The organism is Janthinobacterium sp. TB1-E2 (genome assembly GCF_036885605.1).
GTDB classification, from domain to species: domain Bacteria; phylum Pseudomonadota; class Gammaproteobacteria; order Burkholderiales; family Burkholderiaceae_D; genus Janthinobacterium; species Janthinobacterium aestuarii.
On sequence record NZ_CP142523.1, the window covers coordinates 2,806,315 to 2,819,012 of the forward strand.

Genomic DNA, 12,698 nt, shown 5'->3' on the forward strand with positions numbered 1-12,698 from the left:
CGTCCTCCCATGGTTTTTCCTTTTGACCGCCCTGGCGCGCAAAAGTGCCGCACTTTCTACTTTCCCCATGAAACTGTCCAGCCATAACATCGAACTGTTCCTGGCCGTCGTCGATGGCGGCTCGTTCTCGGCCGCCGCGCGCGCCTTGCGGCGGGCGCCATCGGCCGTCAGCATGGCGATGGCCAATATCGAGGCGGAACTGGGTATCGCCCTGTTCGACCGGGGCGCGCGCGAAGCCGTGCCCACGCCGGCCGCCATGGCGCTGCTTCCCCACGCGCGCCTGATCGCCGAGCAGTTGAAGCAGTTGCACCTGCACGTGCAGGAATTGTCGCAGGGATTGGAAAGCCGCATTTCGCTGGGCATCGCGGCCGAGCTCGACCATACGCCCTTCCTGGCCGCCGTGCGCGCGCTGTCGCAGCGCCATCCGCTGCTCGACATCGAAGTGTTGACGGCGCCGCAGGACGATGTGCTCGACATGCTGCACCGGGGCCGCATCAGCGCCTGCATGGCTTTTGCTGGCGGGCGCATCAATCACGAGGAACAGTTCCAGCTGGTGGGCAGCGATGCCTTGCTGGCGATTATCTCCACCCAGCATCCGCCCGACGCGGCGGGCCGGCCCCTGTATATCGAGGAATTGGTGAATTTGCGCCAGATCATCGTGGCCAGCCGCGAACTCGACCTGGCCGACGCGCGCCCCGTGGTGGGACTGTCCTACTGGCGCACGGACAGCTTGCCGATGGCGCTGGCGATGGTGGAAGCGGGCCTGGGCTGGGGCAACTTTGCCGCCTCGGCCATCCAGGATTCGCTGGCGGCGGGGCGGGTGCGCTGCGTGGCGTTCAAGAATACGGGCAATGGCCTCGTCGTGCCCATCCACCTCGTGTGGATGAAGGACCGGCCGCTGGGCATGGCGGCGCGGTCCTTTCTTCAGTTGCTCAGCGAAGCGGCCTGAACATTCGCTGGCTCTTCCTTCGGCTGCTGCGCCGACAGGGGTACGCCGAACAAGCCGTCGAAGAAATAGTTGAAGATGAAGCTGTAGCACGGGATGATCAGCATCAGCGCAAAATCGAGCACGAACGCTTGCCACAGGCTGATGTCGAGCCACCAGGCGATCAGCGGGATCAGGTAGATGACGAGTGTGATCTGGAAGCCGATCGCATGCAGGATGCGGCGCCAGACCGTGCGCGTGCGCGACACCTGGCGGATTTCCCAGTATTCGAACGCCGTGTTGTAGAGCAGGTTCCAGATCACGGCAATGGTGGTGATCATGATCGCCAGCGGTCCCGTGCTGGTGGGCGATTCGCCCGAAAGCAGGGTCAGCCAAGCCGTGGAAATGGCCATGCCGATGATTTCAAAGGCGGTGACGTAGACGATTTTGCGTTTGATGCCTTGCATGTAAAGCCTGTAAAGAAGAGATGGCGGATATTTTAAGTCAGGTGTGCTGATGTTTGAAGTCGATAGCTGTCAGTTTTTCTGATGGATTGAGCAGGGTAATACCATGCGCACCGCGAACGGTGGATAATGGCGGCTGGCGGGCAACCGGTCCCGCCGCATCACCGCAGAAAAGGTCAACGAGCATGCAAGGCGCAGCAGACAGCAATATCCCCGATACCCCCGCTAGCCCGGAAGAACGTCCCCGTTTCCGTCCCCGTCCATGGGAGCACCTGGAAACGCCATACGACGTGGAAGTGTGGATCGAGGAACATAACCGCAGCATGCAGGACAATATCCGCGCCACGGAAACGGGCGTGGGTATCTGCTTTACCCTGGCCGAAGGGGGCGATATCTATATGCAGACGAGCGCCGACGGCGCCGTCGTGCTCGACGTGACGCCGGACGCGGCCTGGGTATCTCCGCTGATCAGCGCGGCCACGGGCTGCGAGGCGCCGGACTCGTCCTTGTGGGTCTTGCCCGACGATAAGCTGATCCAGCTGATCGTGGGGCTGTCGAGCCTGGTGGCCAGCACCTTGCTGGTGGTCGGCCATGATTTCGGCTTGCGCCGGCACCGTATGGGCATGGGCCGCTGAGCGGCCCTGTTGCAGAAACGGCATCCATGGCTCGACACTGCGCGTGGCGCGTGCTAGTCTCGCTACTGCACCCACCTGTTTTCCAGGGCGGCCGTGCCAAGGACAGCCATGGATACACCACCGCAAGCGGTACCTGCTCTGGATTCCTCCCCGCCCGGCCACGACGGCGTGCCGCGGCACGTCGCGCCCCTGCTTGACGATGGTGTCTTCAGTCCGGAACGGATGAAGGCCGAACGCGAACAAGCGTATTTCAACGATTTATACCTGCTGGCGCCCGTCGCCTATTTCGTGCTGGGCCTCGATGGCGTGATCCTGCAGGTCAACCTGGTGGCGGCCGAACTGTTCGGCCTGGCGCGCGGGCGTCCCGGCCACGTGCTGTTCCGTTCTTTTGTGCACGAGGCGTTCCGCCGCGATTACGAACAGTTCGTGGAGCGCGTGCTCAATAGCAGCGAGCCCGAGCGCATCCAGCTGCAGGTGCAGCTGCCCCCGCCGCGTCCCGGCGTGCGCGAGGCGGGCTTGCCCGTCAGCCTGCTGGGCAGCGCCGACCCGAACGGCCAGGCGCTGCGGCTGGTGCTCGAGCAGGCCGAGGGCAAGCTGGCCGCGCTCGAACGCAGCGAAGAGCGCTTCCGGCGCATCGTGCACAGCGCCGAGGAGGGTATCTGGGAAATCGATGCGCAGGCGCTGACCAGCTTTGTCAATCCGAAGATGGCGCACATGCTCGATTGCCAGATCGAGGATATGCTGGGCCAGCCGCTGGCGGCCTTCATGGATGAGGAGGGGCGCGCCATCCTAGAGCGCAACATCGCGCGGCGCCAGGACGGCATCGTCGAGCGCCACGAATTCAAGTTCCTGCGGCGCGACGGCAGCACCTTGTGGGCCACCCTGGCCACCAATCCCATCTTCGACTCCAGCGGCACCTACCTGGGGGCGCTGGCGCTGGTCAGCGACATCACGGCGCAGCGCGCCGCGTCCGAGCGCATCTGGCGGCAAGCCAATTTCGACCAGCTGACGGGCTTGCCGAACCGCCACATGTTTCTCGACCGCTTGCAGCACGAGGCGGCCCACGCCAAACGCGAGGGCGCTTGCCTGGCCCTGCTGTTCATCGACCTCGACCATTTCAAGCAAGTGAATGACAGCCTCGGTCACGAGAAGGGCGACATGCTGCTGCGCCAGGCGGCGCGGCGCATCAGCGAACGCGTGCGCGCTACCGATACGGTCGCGCGCCTGGGCGGCGACGAGTTCACCGTCATCCTCGCCGGCGTGGGACAGCTGGGCGGCATCGAGCGCGTGCTGCAGGAATTGACGGCCGCGCTGGCCCTGCCGTTCGTGCTCGAAGGCGACACGGCGCAAGTGTCGGCCAGCGTGGGCGTGGCCCTGTATCCGGCCGACGCCGAGTCGCCGGACGCCTTGCTGCGGCACGCCGACCAGGCCATGTATGCGGCCAAGAGTGCGGGGCGCAACGGCTACAGCTATTTCACACCGGCATTGCAGCAGGCGGCCGAATTGCGCCGCAGCACGGTGCGCGAGATGCGCCTGGCGCTGGCGCAGGACCAGTTCGAAGTGCATTACCAGCCCATCATCCGCCTGTGCGACGGCAGCATCGAGCGGGCCGAGGCGCTGCTGCGCTGGCGCCATCCGCTGCGCGGCTTGCTGGCACCGGCCGATTTCATCGGCTTTGCCGAGGCGAACGGCCTGATCATCGATATCGGCGAGTGGGTGTTTCGCCAGGTCGTGCGCCAGGCGCGGCAGTGGCAAGACGAGCATGGCACCGCGTTCCAGATCAGCATCAACAAGTCGGCCGTGGAATTTCGCTGCGACGCCGCGCTGTACCAGGACTGGGGCGGGCATCTGGCGCGCCACGGCCTGGCGCCGGGCGCCATCGTCATCGAAACAACGGAAGCGGTGCTGCTCGACGAAGCGCGCCAGGTGGTTGACCGGCTGCGCCAGTTCCGCGCCATGGGCCTGGCGCTGGCGCTCGACGATTTCGGCAGCGGCCAGGTGTCGCTCGCGTGCATCCAGAAGGCCGATATCGATTTTCTCAAGATCGACCGTTCGCTGGTCGGCGAACTGGGAAGCGATGGCGCCGGGCAGGGACTGTGCGAGGCGATCATTGCCCTGGCACAGCGCCTGGGCTTGAAAGTCGTGGCCGAGGGCGTGGAGACGGCGTCGCAGCGCGATCTGCTGCGTGCCGCCGGCTGCGACTATGCGCAGGGGTATTTCTTTTCCCGCGCGCTGCCGGTGGGGCAGATGGACCGCCTGCTGGCGTCTCAGCCGGCGGCCTGAAGCGTCACCTGCGCCGGGCCGGCGCCTTCCATCAGGTCTTCCACGGCGGCCAGGGTGTCGGCATCGCTGACCGAGGCCAGGGTCAGGCCTGGGGCCAGGATGACGCGGTAATGGCGGCTGGCCGGGTAAAACCAGCGGTAGTTGTCGGTGCGGATGTAGTAGCCGACGATTTTCTTGTCATACGCCGAGGCGATGTGGATCACCGACGTGTCGGGCGACAGCACCAGGTCGCAGCGGCGTATCAGGGCCGCCAGTTCCAGGATGTGGCCGGTGGGCGGCGCGTTCATCACGTTGGCATGGCCGGCGCCGCGCACGATCTCGGCGGCGCGCGTCTCGGTGCCCGGCGCGGCGATCACCAGCAGCGCATGGCGCGGATAGCGTGCCGCCAGGGCGGCGCAGCAGCGCTGTGCATCGGCCACGCTGACCGTGCGTTGCGCATTGCTGCCCTGGAAGTTGAGGCAGAACAAGCCTTCATGCGTGCGCAGCAGGCCGTCGCAGGCGGCGTCGACGCGTGCCGCGTGCGCGTCCACGCCGAACAGTTCATAGCGCATATCGATGTCGCGCAGGCCAAACTCCTCGAACGTGGCGAAAAAGCTGTGCAGGATGTGGCGGCTGCGATCGCAGGGCACCGTATGGTCGAACATGCCCAGCTTCGCCGTCGAGGTGCCGTACTTGGGAATGGCAAAGCCCGTCAGATAGCGGGCACCCAGCCATTTGATACGCAGCAGCAAGGGAATCGAAAAGCGGTTGTAGGGGTTGAAGATGACGTCGTAGCGGCGCCGGCGCAGGTCGGCGATGGTGGTGCGCACATCGCGCAGCAGCGTCTGCTTGTCCCAGATGAGGATCTCGTTCACATGCGGGTTGCCGGCGATGACATCGCGGTTGGCGCTGCTGGCGGCCACGTCGATCTGCCAGTGCGGATAGTTTTTCTTCAGCTCGCGCAGCAGGGCCGACGTGACGATCATGTCGCCGATCTTGTCGTTGCGCAAAATCAGCACCTTGCGCACCTTGGCGATGTCGAGGGGCTGCTTGCCGGATTTTCCCAGCAGGACGTAGCTGATCAGCCGGGCGGCGGTTTTTATCAAGGGAACTCCGGAGGTGGATGACGAAATGCGCCGGCGTAGTGGTGAATCGGCCAGCGACAGCAGCATCTTACGGATTTCCACCGTCCTGAGCTAGGGGGGCATGCCCCTTTTATTGCCGCGTGCGCCAGGGCGGCGCACGCACGGGAAGCGGTTATTCCAGGCCCAGCAGGGCGACAACGCGCTCGCGGCTGATGCCGACCAATGCCGAGCTGATCGCCAGCAGCGATTCATAGCCAGGTTCGCTGGCCTTTTGCGTGAAGTTTTCAGCCAGGGTATCCATGCTGACGTTCACTTGCACCGGTTGCGCGCGGGCAACCCGTCCCGTCGCTTGCGCCAGGGCCAGGCTGACGGAGCTGCGCGCCGCCTGCAACTGCGCCAGCGCCTGCACCACTTGCTGCAAGGTGGCGCGCAGGGCTTCCACGTCACCCGTATTCCATTCTTCCGGGGCGATGGCGGCCGGTTCCGCATCCGTGCGCACGCGGCTCATCTGCCCGGTCGGGTAGCGGATGCCGCTGCCGCGCACGGACAGGCTGTCGCGCACGTTGGCCCAGGCCGCTTCCGATGTGCTGAACACCAGTTCGCCATTCTCGCCCAGCTTGACGCCGATGCCTGATGGCATCAAGGCGCGGTCGAAGCGCGAGACGATTTCATTCGCGCTCAGGCCAGGTTCGATATTGACCGAACGCAAGGCCTGGTTCGCGCCGCCGACGGAAAACGCCAGCACTTCCTGCGGGCCTTCCTGCAGGCTGGCCATGGTCAGGCCGCGGATGCTGAAATTCTGCTGCGCCGCCTGCGGGCTCGTATAGCCGAGCTGTGCGTCGAGCGTGCCGCCCGAGGCGCTGGCGCGCTGGCGCCAGGTATTGCTGAACTGGCGCACTCTTGCCTCGACTTGCCCTTCGCGGCCCTGGCGCGCGGCCAGCTTGGCTGCCAGTTCGCTTTTCAGCGCTTGCAGCTGGCTGCTGCTGCGTTCCAGGTAGTCGAGTGTTTGCTGCGCGTTGGAAATCTCCCCCTGCAGCTGGTGATCCCAGTTGCTCAGGCCCCGCTGCAGGCTCGCCGTCGACCTCTTCGCCGCTGGCGCCTCGCTGCGCGCACTGGCGCTGCCGTTGATGGCGGCGGATGCGTCATCGACGACGCGGGCTGTGCCGGCGCCTTTGGCATTGACGCCGGAAGAGGAGGAGGTCTGAACGATTTGCATGATGGTCAGAGAAGATCAAACAGGGAAAGGGTGCCCACCTTGGCGTATGCCTTGTATGTTGCCTGCAGGGCCGTCTGGTAGCCGGTCAGTTCGATGGCCGCCGCGCCCATGTCGGTCTTTTTCAGATCCAGCAGGGCCGAATTGTTCGACAGCGAGACATTCGACAGGTTGCCCGACAGCGTGGTGAGGATGTTTTGCGCGCCGCCAAAAATGGCGATCTTGCCGGAGAGCAAATCCATGCCATCATCGGTGCCGCCGAGGCCATCGTTGACGATGGCGCGCACGGCTGGGTCGTTCGGGTTGACGCCCGGCGTGCCGAGGGTGGTGACCACCTGGTCGATCTTGTTGAGCCACACTTCCAGGTTCTTCACGTCGACGTTGGCCGCCTGCGTCACGCCATTGCCGACCACGACGGTCTGCGTGTCGGTATTGCCGACGTAGCTGTAGCGCGAACCGACGGCTGCCGCCGGGTCGTATTTGATCGCAGGCTGGTCGGTGGCGGTGCCGGAAAACATGTAGCGGCCTTCCTGGTCCTTCAGGTTGGCCGTGTACAGCACGCTGTCACGCATGGCTGTCAGCGATTGCGTCATTGCGTTCAAGTCGCCGGGCGTATTGCTGCCGTCGGCGGCCCACACCAGCAGGTCGCGCGCCTGGCCCATGTCGGTAACCATGCTCGACAGGTAGTTTTCGTTCTTCAGCAGGCGCACTTTTACCGTGGCGATATTGTCCTGGTACTGGGTGACCATGGCTTGCTCGCGCGTCAGGCGCGAAATGCGCACGTTGCCGATCGGATCGTCCGATGGCAGCTGGATGCGCAGGCCCGACGACATCTGCTGGGTCAGGAAGTTGATGCGTTCCTGGTTTTGCTGAAGCGAAATATTGATCAGCGATTGGTACTGGCTACTGGCGACACGCATGATCTTCTCCTTAACCCATCATTTGCAAAGTGGCGTCAAACAGGCTATTCGCCACGGAAATGACTTTCATGTTTGCCTGATACATATTCTGGAATTCGACCAGGCTCATCGCTTCTTCGTCCTTGTTCACGCCGCTGGTGGATTTCCAGTCGTCGATCGCTTGCGAGCGCACCGTATTGGCCGTCTTCAGCAGGGCCTGGTTCTGCTGGCTGTAGATACCGAGCTTGCCGACCAGCTGCGTGTCCGCGTCGCTCATCAGGACGGAGCCGACCCAGCTGACGGTGATCGGTTGATTCTTGATCTCGATTAATTTTTGCAAGTTGCCGCTGTCACCGGCCTGGCCCGTCAGCGACAGGGCCAGGTCCTTGGCGTTGAAGCCGGGGGTAATGCTCAGCTTGCCATTCGCGTAGGCCAGCAGGGGACCGCCCGGCGCGCCGGCCATGGTTTTTCCCAGTGCCAGCTGCGCGTTGACCTTGTTGGTCAACTGGGTCGCCATGTCTTGCAGCGACTGCTGCAGCGGTTTCAGGGTATTTTGCTCGAACTCGCCCAGGCCGCCCATCTGGCCGCCGATGGTGACCGGGTCGAGCTTGTACGAGGACTTGGCGAAATCGAGGCTCAGGGTTTGCTCGCCCGTGTTCGTCATGTTGCTGCTCAGGGTACCTGCCATGCTGCCGATGACCAGCGGCTGGCCCGATTTCAGCGAGACATTGCGCGACCCGTCCGCCTGGTCGAGCACCTCGATGCCCATTTGCGCGGCCAGGCCATCGATCAGCTGGTCGCGCGCATCCATCAGCGACGACACATTCGTGCCCGCGGCCGTGGAGGTGCTGATACGCTGGTTCAGCGCGGCGATATTGGCCAGCGCGGTATTGGCTTGCGGCACGATCGCTGCCCGTTGCTGCTGCAACGACAGCAACTGGTTGCCCATGACGGTGCTGATGCTGTTGAAGCGCTGCGCCATGGCGTCGGCGGAGGTGACGATCTGCTGGCGCAGCGGCGTCGACGTCGGGTCGACGGCCGAGGCGTTGAGGGCGGCGAAAAAGCCGTCGATGCCGTTGCTGATGCTCGACGCATCGTCGCCCATCACGCGCTCGAGCTGGGTCAGATAAGGCTGGGTCTGCGAACGGGCGCCCTGGTCGGACGCGGCGCGCCACATTTGCTGGCTTTTATACGCATCGGCAAAGCGCAGCAGGGCCGACACTTCCACGCCATTGCCGGCCGAGCGCACGCCCACGCCTGCGCCAAGCGAGGACAACAGTACGCCCTGGCGCGTGTAGCCCGCCGTCTGCAGGTTGGCGATGTTCTGGCTGGCCGCATTGAGTGCGGCCTGGGCGGCGATGCTGCCTGACAATGCATTGCTGATGATGCTCATTGGGCAAGTTTCTTTCGTGAAGAGTGTGGCGCGTGCGGGTGGGCAGGCATTGAATCGATATTACCTTGTACAGGCGACGCTTCAGACGGATTTATTAAGCGGCGCTGCAATATTGTCGGTCTTGACGGCGCTTTTGGCTGCCACGGGGGCGCCGGCCGCCGGTAGCAGCTGGCGCAGGATGGCGTCGGCGATGCCGAAGGCGCGCTGGCCGGCCATTTTGTCGGCCACCAGATTGTCGGCCATTTCCAGCATGTCGCTGTTGACGGGATCCTTGAAGACGCTGTCTTCGCCCGCCATCTCGCGCGTGCCCGAACGCATCTGGCGCAGCATGTGCGAGATGAAGAAGGCTTCGAACTTGACGGCCGCCTCGGTGGCCTTGGCCGCATAGCGGGGATCGGCCGGCGTGGCGGCGGCAGGGGACTTGTCGTCGAGCGCCGAAGGCAGGGCGCTGCTGCTGTCGTTGATATTAAGCATCAGATTACCACCAGTTCGCCTTCGATGGCCCCGGCTTGGTCCAGGGCTTGCAGAATTGCCATGATGTCGTCGGGCGAAGCGCCCAGGCTGTTGACCACGTCGATGATGGCCTGCAGCTTGGCGCCGGCCGGCCATTTGAACATATTGCCGTTGCCCTGGTCGACGGACACCTTCGATTGCGGCGTGACGGTGGTCTGGCCGCGGCCGAACGGCGCCGGCTGGCTCACTGCCGAGCTTTCGGAAATGACCACTTTCAGCGAGCCGTGCGTGACGGCGGCCGCTTTTACGCGCAAGCCTTCGGCGATGACCACGGTGCCGGTGCGCGAATTGAACACCACTTTCGGCGTATCGACGCCGACATCGACGGAGAGCGCCTCCAGCTTGGCCATGAAGGCCACGCGCTGGGTCGGGTTTTCCGGCGCCAGCACTTCCACGCTGGTGGCGTCGCGCGTGGTGGCGACGGCGCCAAAGCGGCGGTTGACGGCTTCGACGATATTGATGGCCGTCTCGAAATGCGGGTGGCGCAAGTTCAGGGTGACAGTCGGCTTGGTCGAAAAATCGCTGAGGATTTCGCGCTCGATGTTGGCGCCGTTGGGAATGCGGCCCGAGGTGGGCGTGTTGACGGTGACGGACGAGCCGCTCTTGCCCGTGGCGTTCAAGCCGCCGACGACGACGTTGCCTTGCGCCAGCGCATACGTTTCATTGTCGGCCGCGCGCAATTGCGTCAGCAACAAGGTGCCGCCGCGCAAGCTTTTCGCATCGCCCAGGGACGAGACGGTGACGTCGATGGCCTGGCCACGGCGGTATCCTGGGGGAAACACGGCGCTGACCATGACGGTGGCGACGTTCTTGCTTTTCGATTCGGCGCCGTCCGGCATCTTCACGCCGAACTGCTTGAGCATGTTGACCACGGACTGGCTGGAAAATTTTACCTGGGTGGTGTCGCCGCTGCCGTTCAGGCCCACGACGAGACCGTAGCCGACCAGCGGGTTGTCGCGCACGCCCTCGATGCTGACCAGGTTGCGCAGCACTTGCGCGGCGCTGGCGGGCAGGGCAAAGCCGGACAGCGCAGCGAGCATGGCTGCCAGGGGCAGGGCGGAACGAAATTTCATGAGCTCACCTTAAAACGGCATCCATGGGCCGACGAAGAAGCGCGTCAGCCAGCCTGGTTTGTTGGCTTCGGCCAGGGTGCCCTGGCCGGAATAGGCGATCTGCGCATTGGCGATGCGCAACGATGACACCTGGTTGTTCGAATCGATATCGGCCGCGCGCAGGTAGCCGCGCAGACGCACGAATTCCTCGCCCTGGTTCAGGGTCAGGGTTTTCTCGCCCTGCACGCGCAGCAAGCCGTTCGGCAGCACTTCCTGCACGATCACGGTGATGGCGCCGGACAGCGCGTTTTGCTGCGTGCTGGTCGAGTCGCCGGCGAAATTGCGGTCGGCCGACAGGTCGATGCCCGTCTTGGGGAAGGTCTTGCCGAGGATGTTGGCCGCCTGCACGCCGACGGACGAACCCTTGTTGAACGAGGTGCCGGCCTTCTTGCTGGCCTGCGTGGTTTCCTGCAGCGCCACGGTGACGACGTCGCCGACCCGGAAGGCGCGGCTGTCGGAAGTCAGGGCCAGGCCCGCGTCGGGATTGAAGACGCCGCCGCTCACGCCGCCTTGCGCAGCGCTGCGCGGCGCCACGGGCAGCGGCGTATCGGAAAAGCTGGGCGCCAGCGGCGCCATAGGCTGGCTGGCGCAACCGGCCATCAACACCAGCAGCATGGCGGCCGTGGCTTTCATTGCGGCTGTCATCAGCGTGCCGCTTGCGCCAGGTATTGCAGCATATTGTCGGCGGCCGACAGCACCTTGGTGTTCATTTCATAGGTGCGCTGGGCAGCGATCATGTCGACCATCTCTTCGACCACCTGCACGTTCGAGCCTTCCAGCGCGAACTGTTTCAGCTTGCCCAGGGCGCCTTCGCCGGGACGGCCTTCCGTCGGCGTGCCGCTCGATGCCGTTTCCTGGAACAGGTTTTCACCGAGTGCCAGCAGGCCCGTCGGGTTGACGAAGCTGGAAAGGTTCAACTGGCCCAGTTCGGTACCGGCGACATTGCCCGGCACGGTGGCCGTGACCATGCCGTTTTCGCCGATGGTGATCGCCGTGGCATTGTTCGGCACGGTGATTTGCGGCACCAGGGGCAAGCCCTGGGCGTTGACCATCACGCCGTTTTCATTGATGCCCAGCTGGCCGGCGCGCGTGTAGGCCGCTTCGCCGTTCGGGCGCAGCACTTGCAAAAAGCCGTTGCCGGTGATGGCGACGTCGAATTCGCGGCTCGTCGTTTGCAGGCTGCCGGTGGTAAACACCTTTTGCGTGCCCACCATGTGGGTACCGTTACCCAGCTGTACGCCCGATGGCGAGAGGGTATTGTCGGCGCGCTGCGTGCCCGGCTGCTGCTCGACCTGGTAAAACAGGTCTTCGAAGACGACGCGGTCGCGCTTGAAGCCAACGGTATTGACGTTGGCCAGGTTATTCGCGATGGCTTGCAGTTTGGCATCTTGTGCCTGCACGCCGGTCTTGCTGATCCACATTGCTGGATTCATGATTTACTCCTGGTAATTGGTTGGCGTTGGGCTTAGGCGCCCAGCAGGCGGTTGCCGGATTCAGTCATCGCGTCGCTGGCCTTGAAAATTTTCATCTGCATCTCGAAACTGCGGTTCAGGCTCATGGTGGCGACCATTTCCTCGACGGCAGAGACGTTGCTGCCTTCCAGGTGGCGGTCGCGGATGCGTACCGCCGGGTCGGCCTGCAAGTCTTCGCCGCTGCGCGCCACGATCAGGCCCGCCTCGTTCTTCGTCAGCTCGCCCGATTCCGCATTGACCAGCTTGAGCTTGTCGACGGTCTGCATTTGCGCGGTGCCCGGCACCTGGATGGAAATCGTGCCATCGCCGCCGATCGACAGGCTGGTGTGCTCGGGAATCGTGATGGGTCCGCCTTCGCCCAGCACGGGCCGGCCGTTGATGGTCAGCGCGCCCGTTTCATCGAGGTCCATGGCGCCGGCGCGCGTGTAGGCTTCGCCGTTTTGCCATTGCACCGCGAGAAAGCCGGGGCCCGTGACGGCCACGTCGAGTTCGCGCCCGGTTTCCTTGATGGCGCCCGTGCGCGTGCCGATGGCGCTCGACTGCGTCTGCGTCATGTGGCGGTCGTCGTAGCCATAGCCGTTTTGCAGCGGCTGGGCAGTGGACACTTCCAGGTTGGCGCGAAAGCCGCCCGTCTCGATATTGGCCAGGTTGTTGGCGTGTACCTGCTGTGCCCGCAGGGCACGGTCGGCCCCGCTCATGGCGGTATAAATCAGCGCATCCATTGC

General features: G+C 64.2%; 13 protein-coding genes. 3 read left to right on the top strand and 10 right to left on the bottom strand.

The window, feature by feature from the left end; genetic code table 11:
* Positions 1-67 precede the first annotated feature (67 nt).
* Entirely contained in the window at positions 68-949 is an 882-nt protein-coding gene (locus OPV09_RS12735; RefSeq protein ID WP_034757741.1) for a LysR family transcriptional regulator, read from the top strand.
* On the opposite strand, the gene OPV09_RS12740 is transcribed toward OPV09_RS12735, so the two are convergent.
* On the bottom strand, positions 925-1,392 hold the full coding sequence (locus tag OPV09_RS12740) for a PACE efflux transporter (RefSeq protein ID WP_034757742.1): 468 nt from the start codon (positions 1,390-1,392) through the stop codon (positions 925-927). The genes OPV09_RS12735 and OPV09_RS12740 overlap by 25 nt on opposite strands.
* 182 nt (positions 1,393-1,574) lie before the next feature.
* Between OPV09_RS12740 and OPV09_RS12745 the strand changes: the two genes are divergently transcribed.
* Positions 1,575-2,024, top strand: a complete 450-nt coding sequence (locus tag OPV09_RS12745; protein WP_338681998.1) for a hypothetical protein — start codon at positions 1,575-1,577, stop codon at positions 2,022-2,024.
* A gap of 108 nt (positions 2,025-2,132) precedes the next feature.
* A complete protein-coding gene (locus tag OPV09_RS12750; protein ID WP_338682000.1) occupies positions 2,133-4,307 on the top strand; it encodes a putative bifunctional diguanylate cyclase/phosphodiesterase in 2,175 nt (724 codons plus the stop codon).
* Here OPV09_RS12750 and OPV09_RS12755 read toward each other — a convergent pair.
* From OPV09_RS12755 to OPV09_RS12795, 9 genes are all read right to left on the bottom strand, one after another.
* Positions 4,292-5,392: a glycosyltransferase family 9 protein gene (locus tag OPV09_RS12755; protein WP_338682002.1), complete on the bottom strand. Its 1,101-nt coding sequence runs from the start codon at positions 5,390-5,392 to the stop codon at positions 4,292-4,294. The two genes, OPV09_RS12750 and OPV09_RS12755, sit on opposite strands and share 16 nt — an antisense overlap.
* A gap of 151 nt (positions 5,393-5,543) precedes the next feature.
* Positions 5,544-6,587 carry a hypothetical protein gene (locus tag OPV09_RS12760; protein ID WP_070303082.1) on the bottom strand — a complete coding sequence of 348 codons (1,044 nt, stop codon included), beginning with the start codon at positions 6,585-6,587 and terminating at the stop codon, positions 5,544-5,546.
* Positions 6,588-6,592: 5 nt separating this feature from the next.
* Positions 6,593-7,504 (bottom strand): flagellar hook-associated protein FlgL, encoded by a 912-nt coding sequence (gene flgL, locus OPV09_RS12765; RefSeq protein WP_070303083.1) that lies wholly within the window; start codon positions 7,502-7,504, stop codon positions 6,593-6,595.
* 10 nt (positions 7,505-7,514) lie between these two features.
* The gene (flgK, locus tag OPV09_RS12770) at positions 7,515-8,876 is read right to left on the bottom strand and encodes a flagellar hook-associated protein FlgK (RefSeq protein ID WP_338682004.1); all 1,362 of its coding nucleotides are present in this window, start codon (positions 8,874-8,876) and stop codon (positions 7,515-7,517) included.
* 81 nt (positions 8,877-8,957) lie between these two features.
* Positions 8,958-9,350, bottom strand: a complete 393-nt coding sequence (locus OPV09_RS12775; RefSeq protein ID WP_034757766.1) for a rod-binding protein — start codon at positions 9,348-9,350, stop codon at positions 8,958-8,960.
* Complete coding sequence (locus tag OPV09_RS12780; protein WP_034757769.1) at positions 9,350-10,462, bottom strand: flagellar basal body P-ring protein FlgI; 1,113 nt, start codon at positions 10,460-10,462, stop codon at positions 9,350-9,352. Before OPV09_RS12780 ends, OPV09_RS12775 begins: the two co-directional genes overlap by 1 nt.
* Before the next feature lie 9 nt (positions 10,463-10,471).
* Positions 10,472-11,146, bottom strand: coding sequence for a flagellar basal body L-ring protein FlgH (gene flgH, locus OPV09_RS12785; RefSeq protein ID WP_034757772.1), 675 nt, complete (start codon positions 11,144-11,146; stop codon positions 10,472-10,474).
* Positions 11,146-11,934: a flagellar basal-body rod protein FlgG gene (flgG, locus tag OPV09_RS12790; protein WP_167468652.1), complete on the bottom strand. Its 789-nt coding sequence runs from the start codon at positions 11,932-11,934 to the stop codon at positions 11,146-11,148. Before flgG ends, flgH begins: the two co-directional genes overlap by 1 nt.
* Before the next feature lie 32 nt (positions 11,935-11,966).
* A complete protein-coding gene (locus OPV09_RS12795; protein ID WP_034757782.1) occupies positions 11,967-12,695 on the bottom strand; it encodes a flagellar basal body rod protein FlgF in 729 nt (242 codons plus the stop codon).
* Positions 12,696-12,698 lie beyond the last annotated feature (3 nt).

What these genes read in the sequence shown, in the direction of transcription:
- OPV09_RS12745 (WP_338681998.1), top strand. Translation starts at nt 1,575, where the DNA reads ATGCAAGGCGCAGCAGACAGCAATATCCCCGATACCCCCGCTAGCCCG.
- flgG (WP_167468652.1), bottom strand. Translation starts at nt 11,934, where the DNA reads ATGAATCCAGCAATGTGGATCAGCAAGACCGGCGTGCAGGCACAAGAT.
- flgK (WP_338682004.1), bottom strand. Translation starts at nt 8,876, where the DNA reads ATGAGCATCATCAGCAATGCATTGTCAGGCAGCATCGCCGCCCAGGCC.
- OPV09_RS12795 (WP_034757782.1), bottom strand. Translation starts at nt 12,695, where the DNA reads ATGGATGCGCTGATTTATACCGCCATGAGCGGGGCCGACCGTGCCCTG.
- OPV09_RS12740 (WP_034757742.1), bottom strand. Translation starts at nt 1,392, where the DNA reads ATGCAAGGCATCAAACGCAAAATCGTCTACGTCACCGCCTTTGAAATC.
- OPV09_RS12780 (WP_034757769.1), bottom strand. Translation starts at nt 10,462, where the DNA reads ATGAAATTTCGTTCCGCCCTGCCCCTGGCAGCCATGCTCGCTGCGCTG.
- flgH (WP_034757772.1), bottom strand. Translation starts at nt 11,146, where the DNA reads ATGACAGCCGCAATGAAAGCCACGGCCGCCATGCTGCTGGTGTTGATG.
- OPV09_RS12760 (WP_070303082.1), bottom strand. Translation starts at nt 6,587, where the DNA reads ATGCAAATCGTTCAGACCTCCTCCTCTTCCGGCGTCAATGCCAAAGGC.
- OPV09_RS12750 (WP_338682000.1), top strand. Translation starts at nt 2,133, where the DNA reads ATGGATACACCACCGCAAGCGGTACCTGCTCTGGATTCCTCCCCGCCC.
- flgL (WP_070303083.1), bottom strand. Translation starts at nt 7,504, where the DNA reads ATGCGTGTCGCCAGTAGCCAGTACCAATCGCTGATCAATATTTCGCTT.
- OPV09_RS12775 (WP_034757766.1), bottom strand. Translation starts at nt 9,350, where the DNA reads ATGCTTAATATCAACGACAGCAGCAGCGCCCTGCCTTCGGCGCTCGAC.
- OPV09_RS12735 (WP_034757741.1), top strand. Translation starts at nt 68, where the DNA reads ATGAAACTGTCCAGCCATAACATCGAACTGTTCCTGGCCGTCGTCGAT.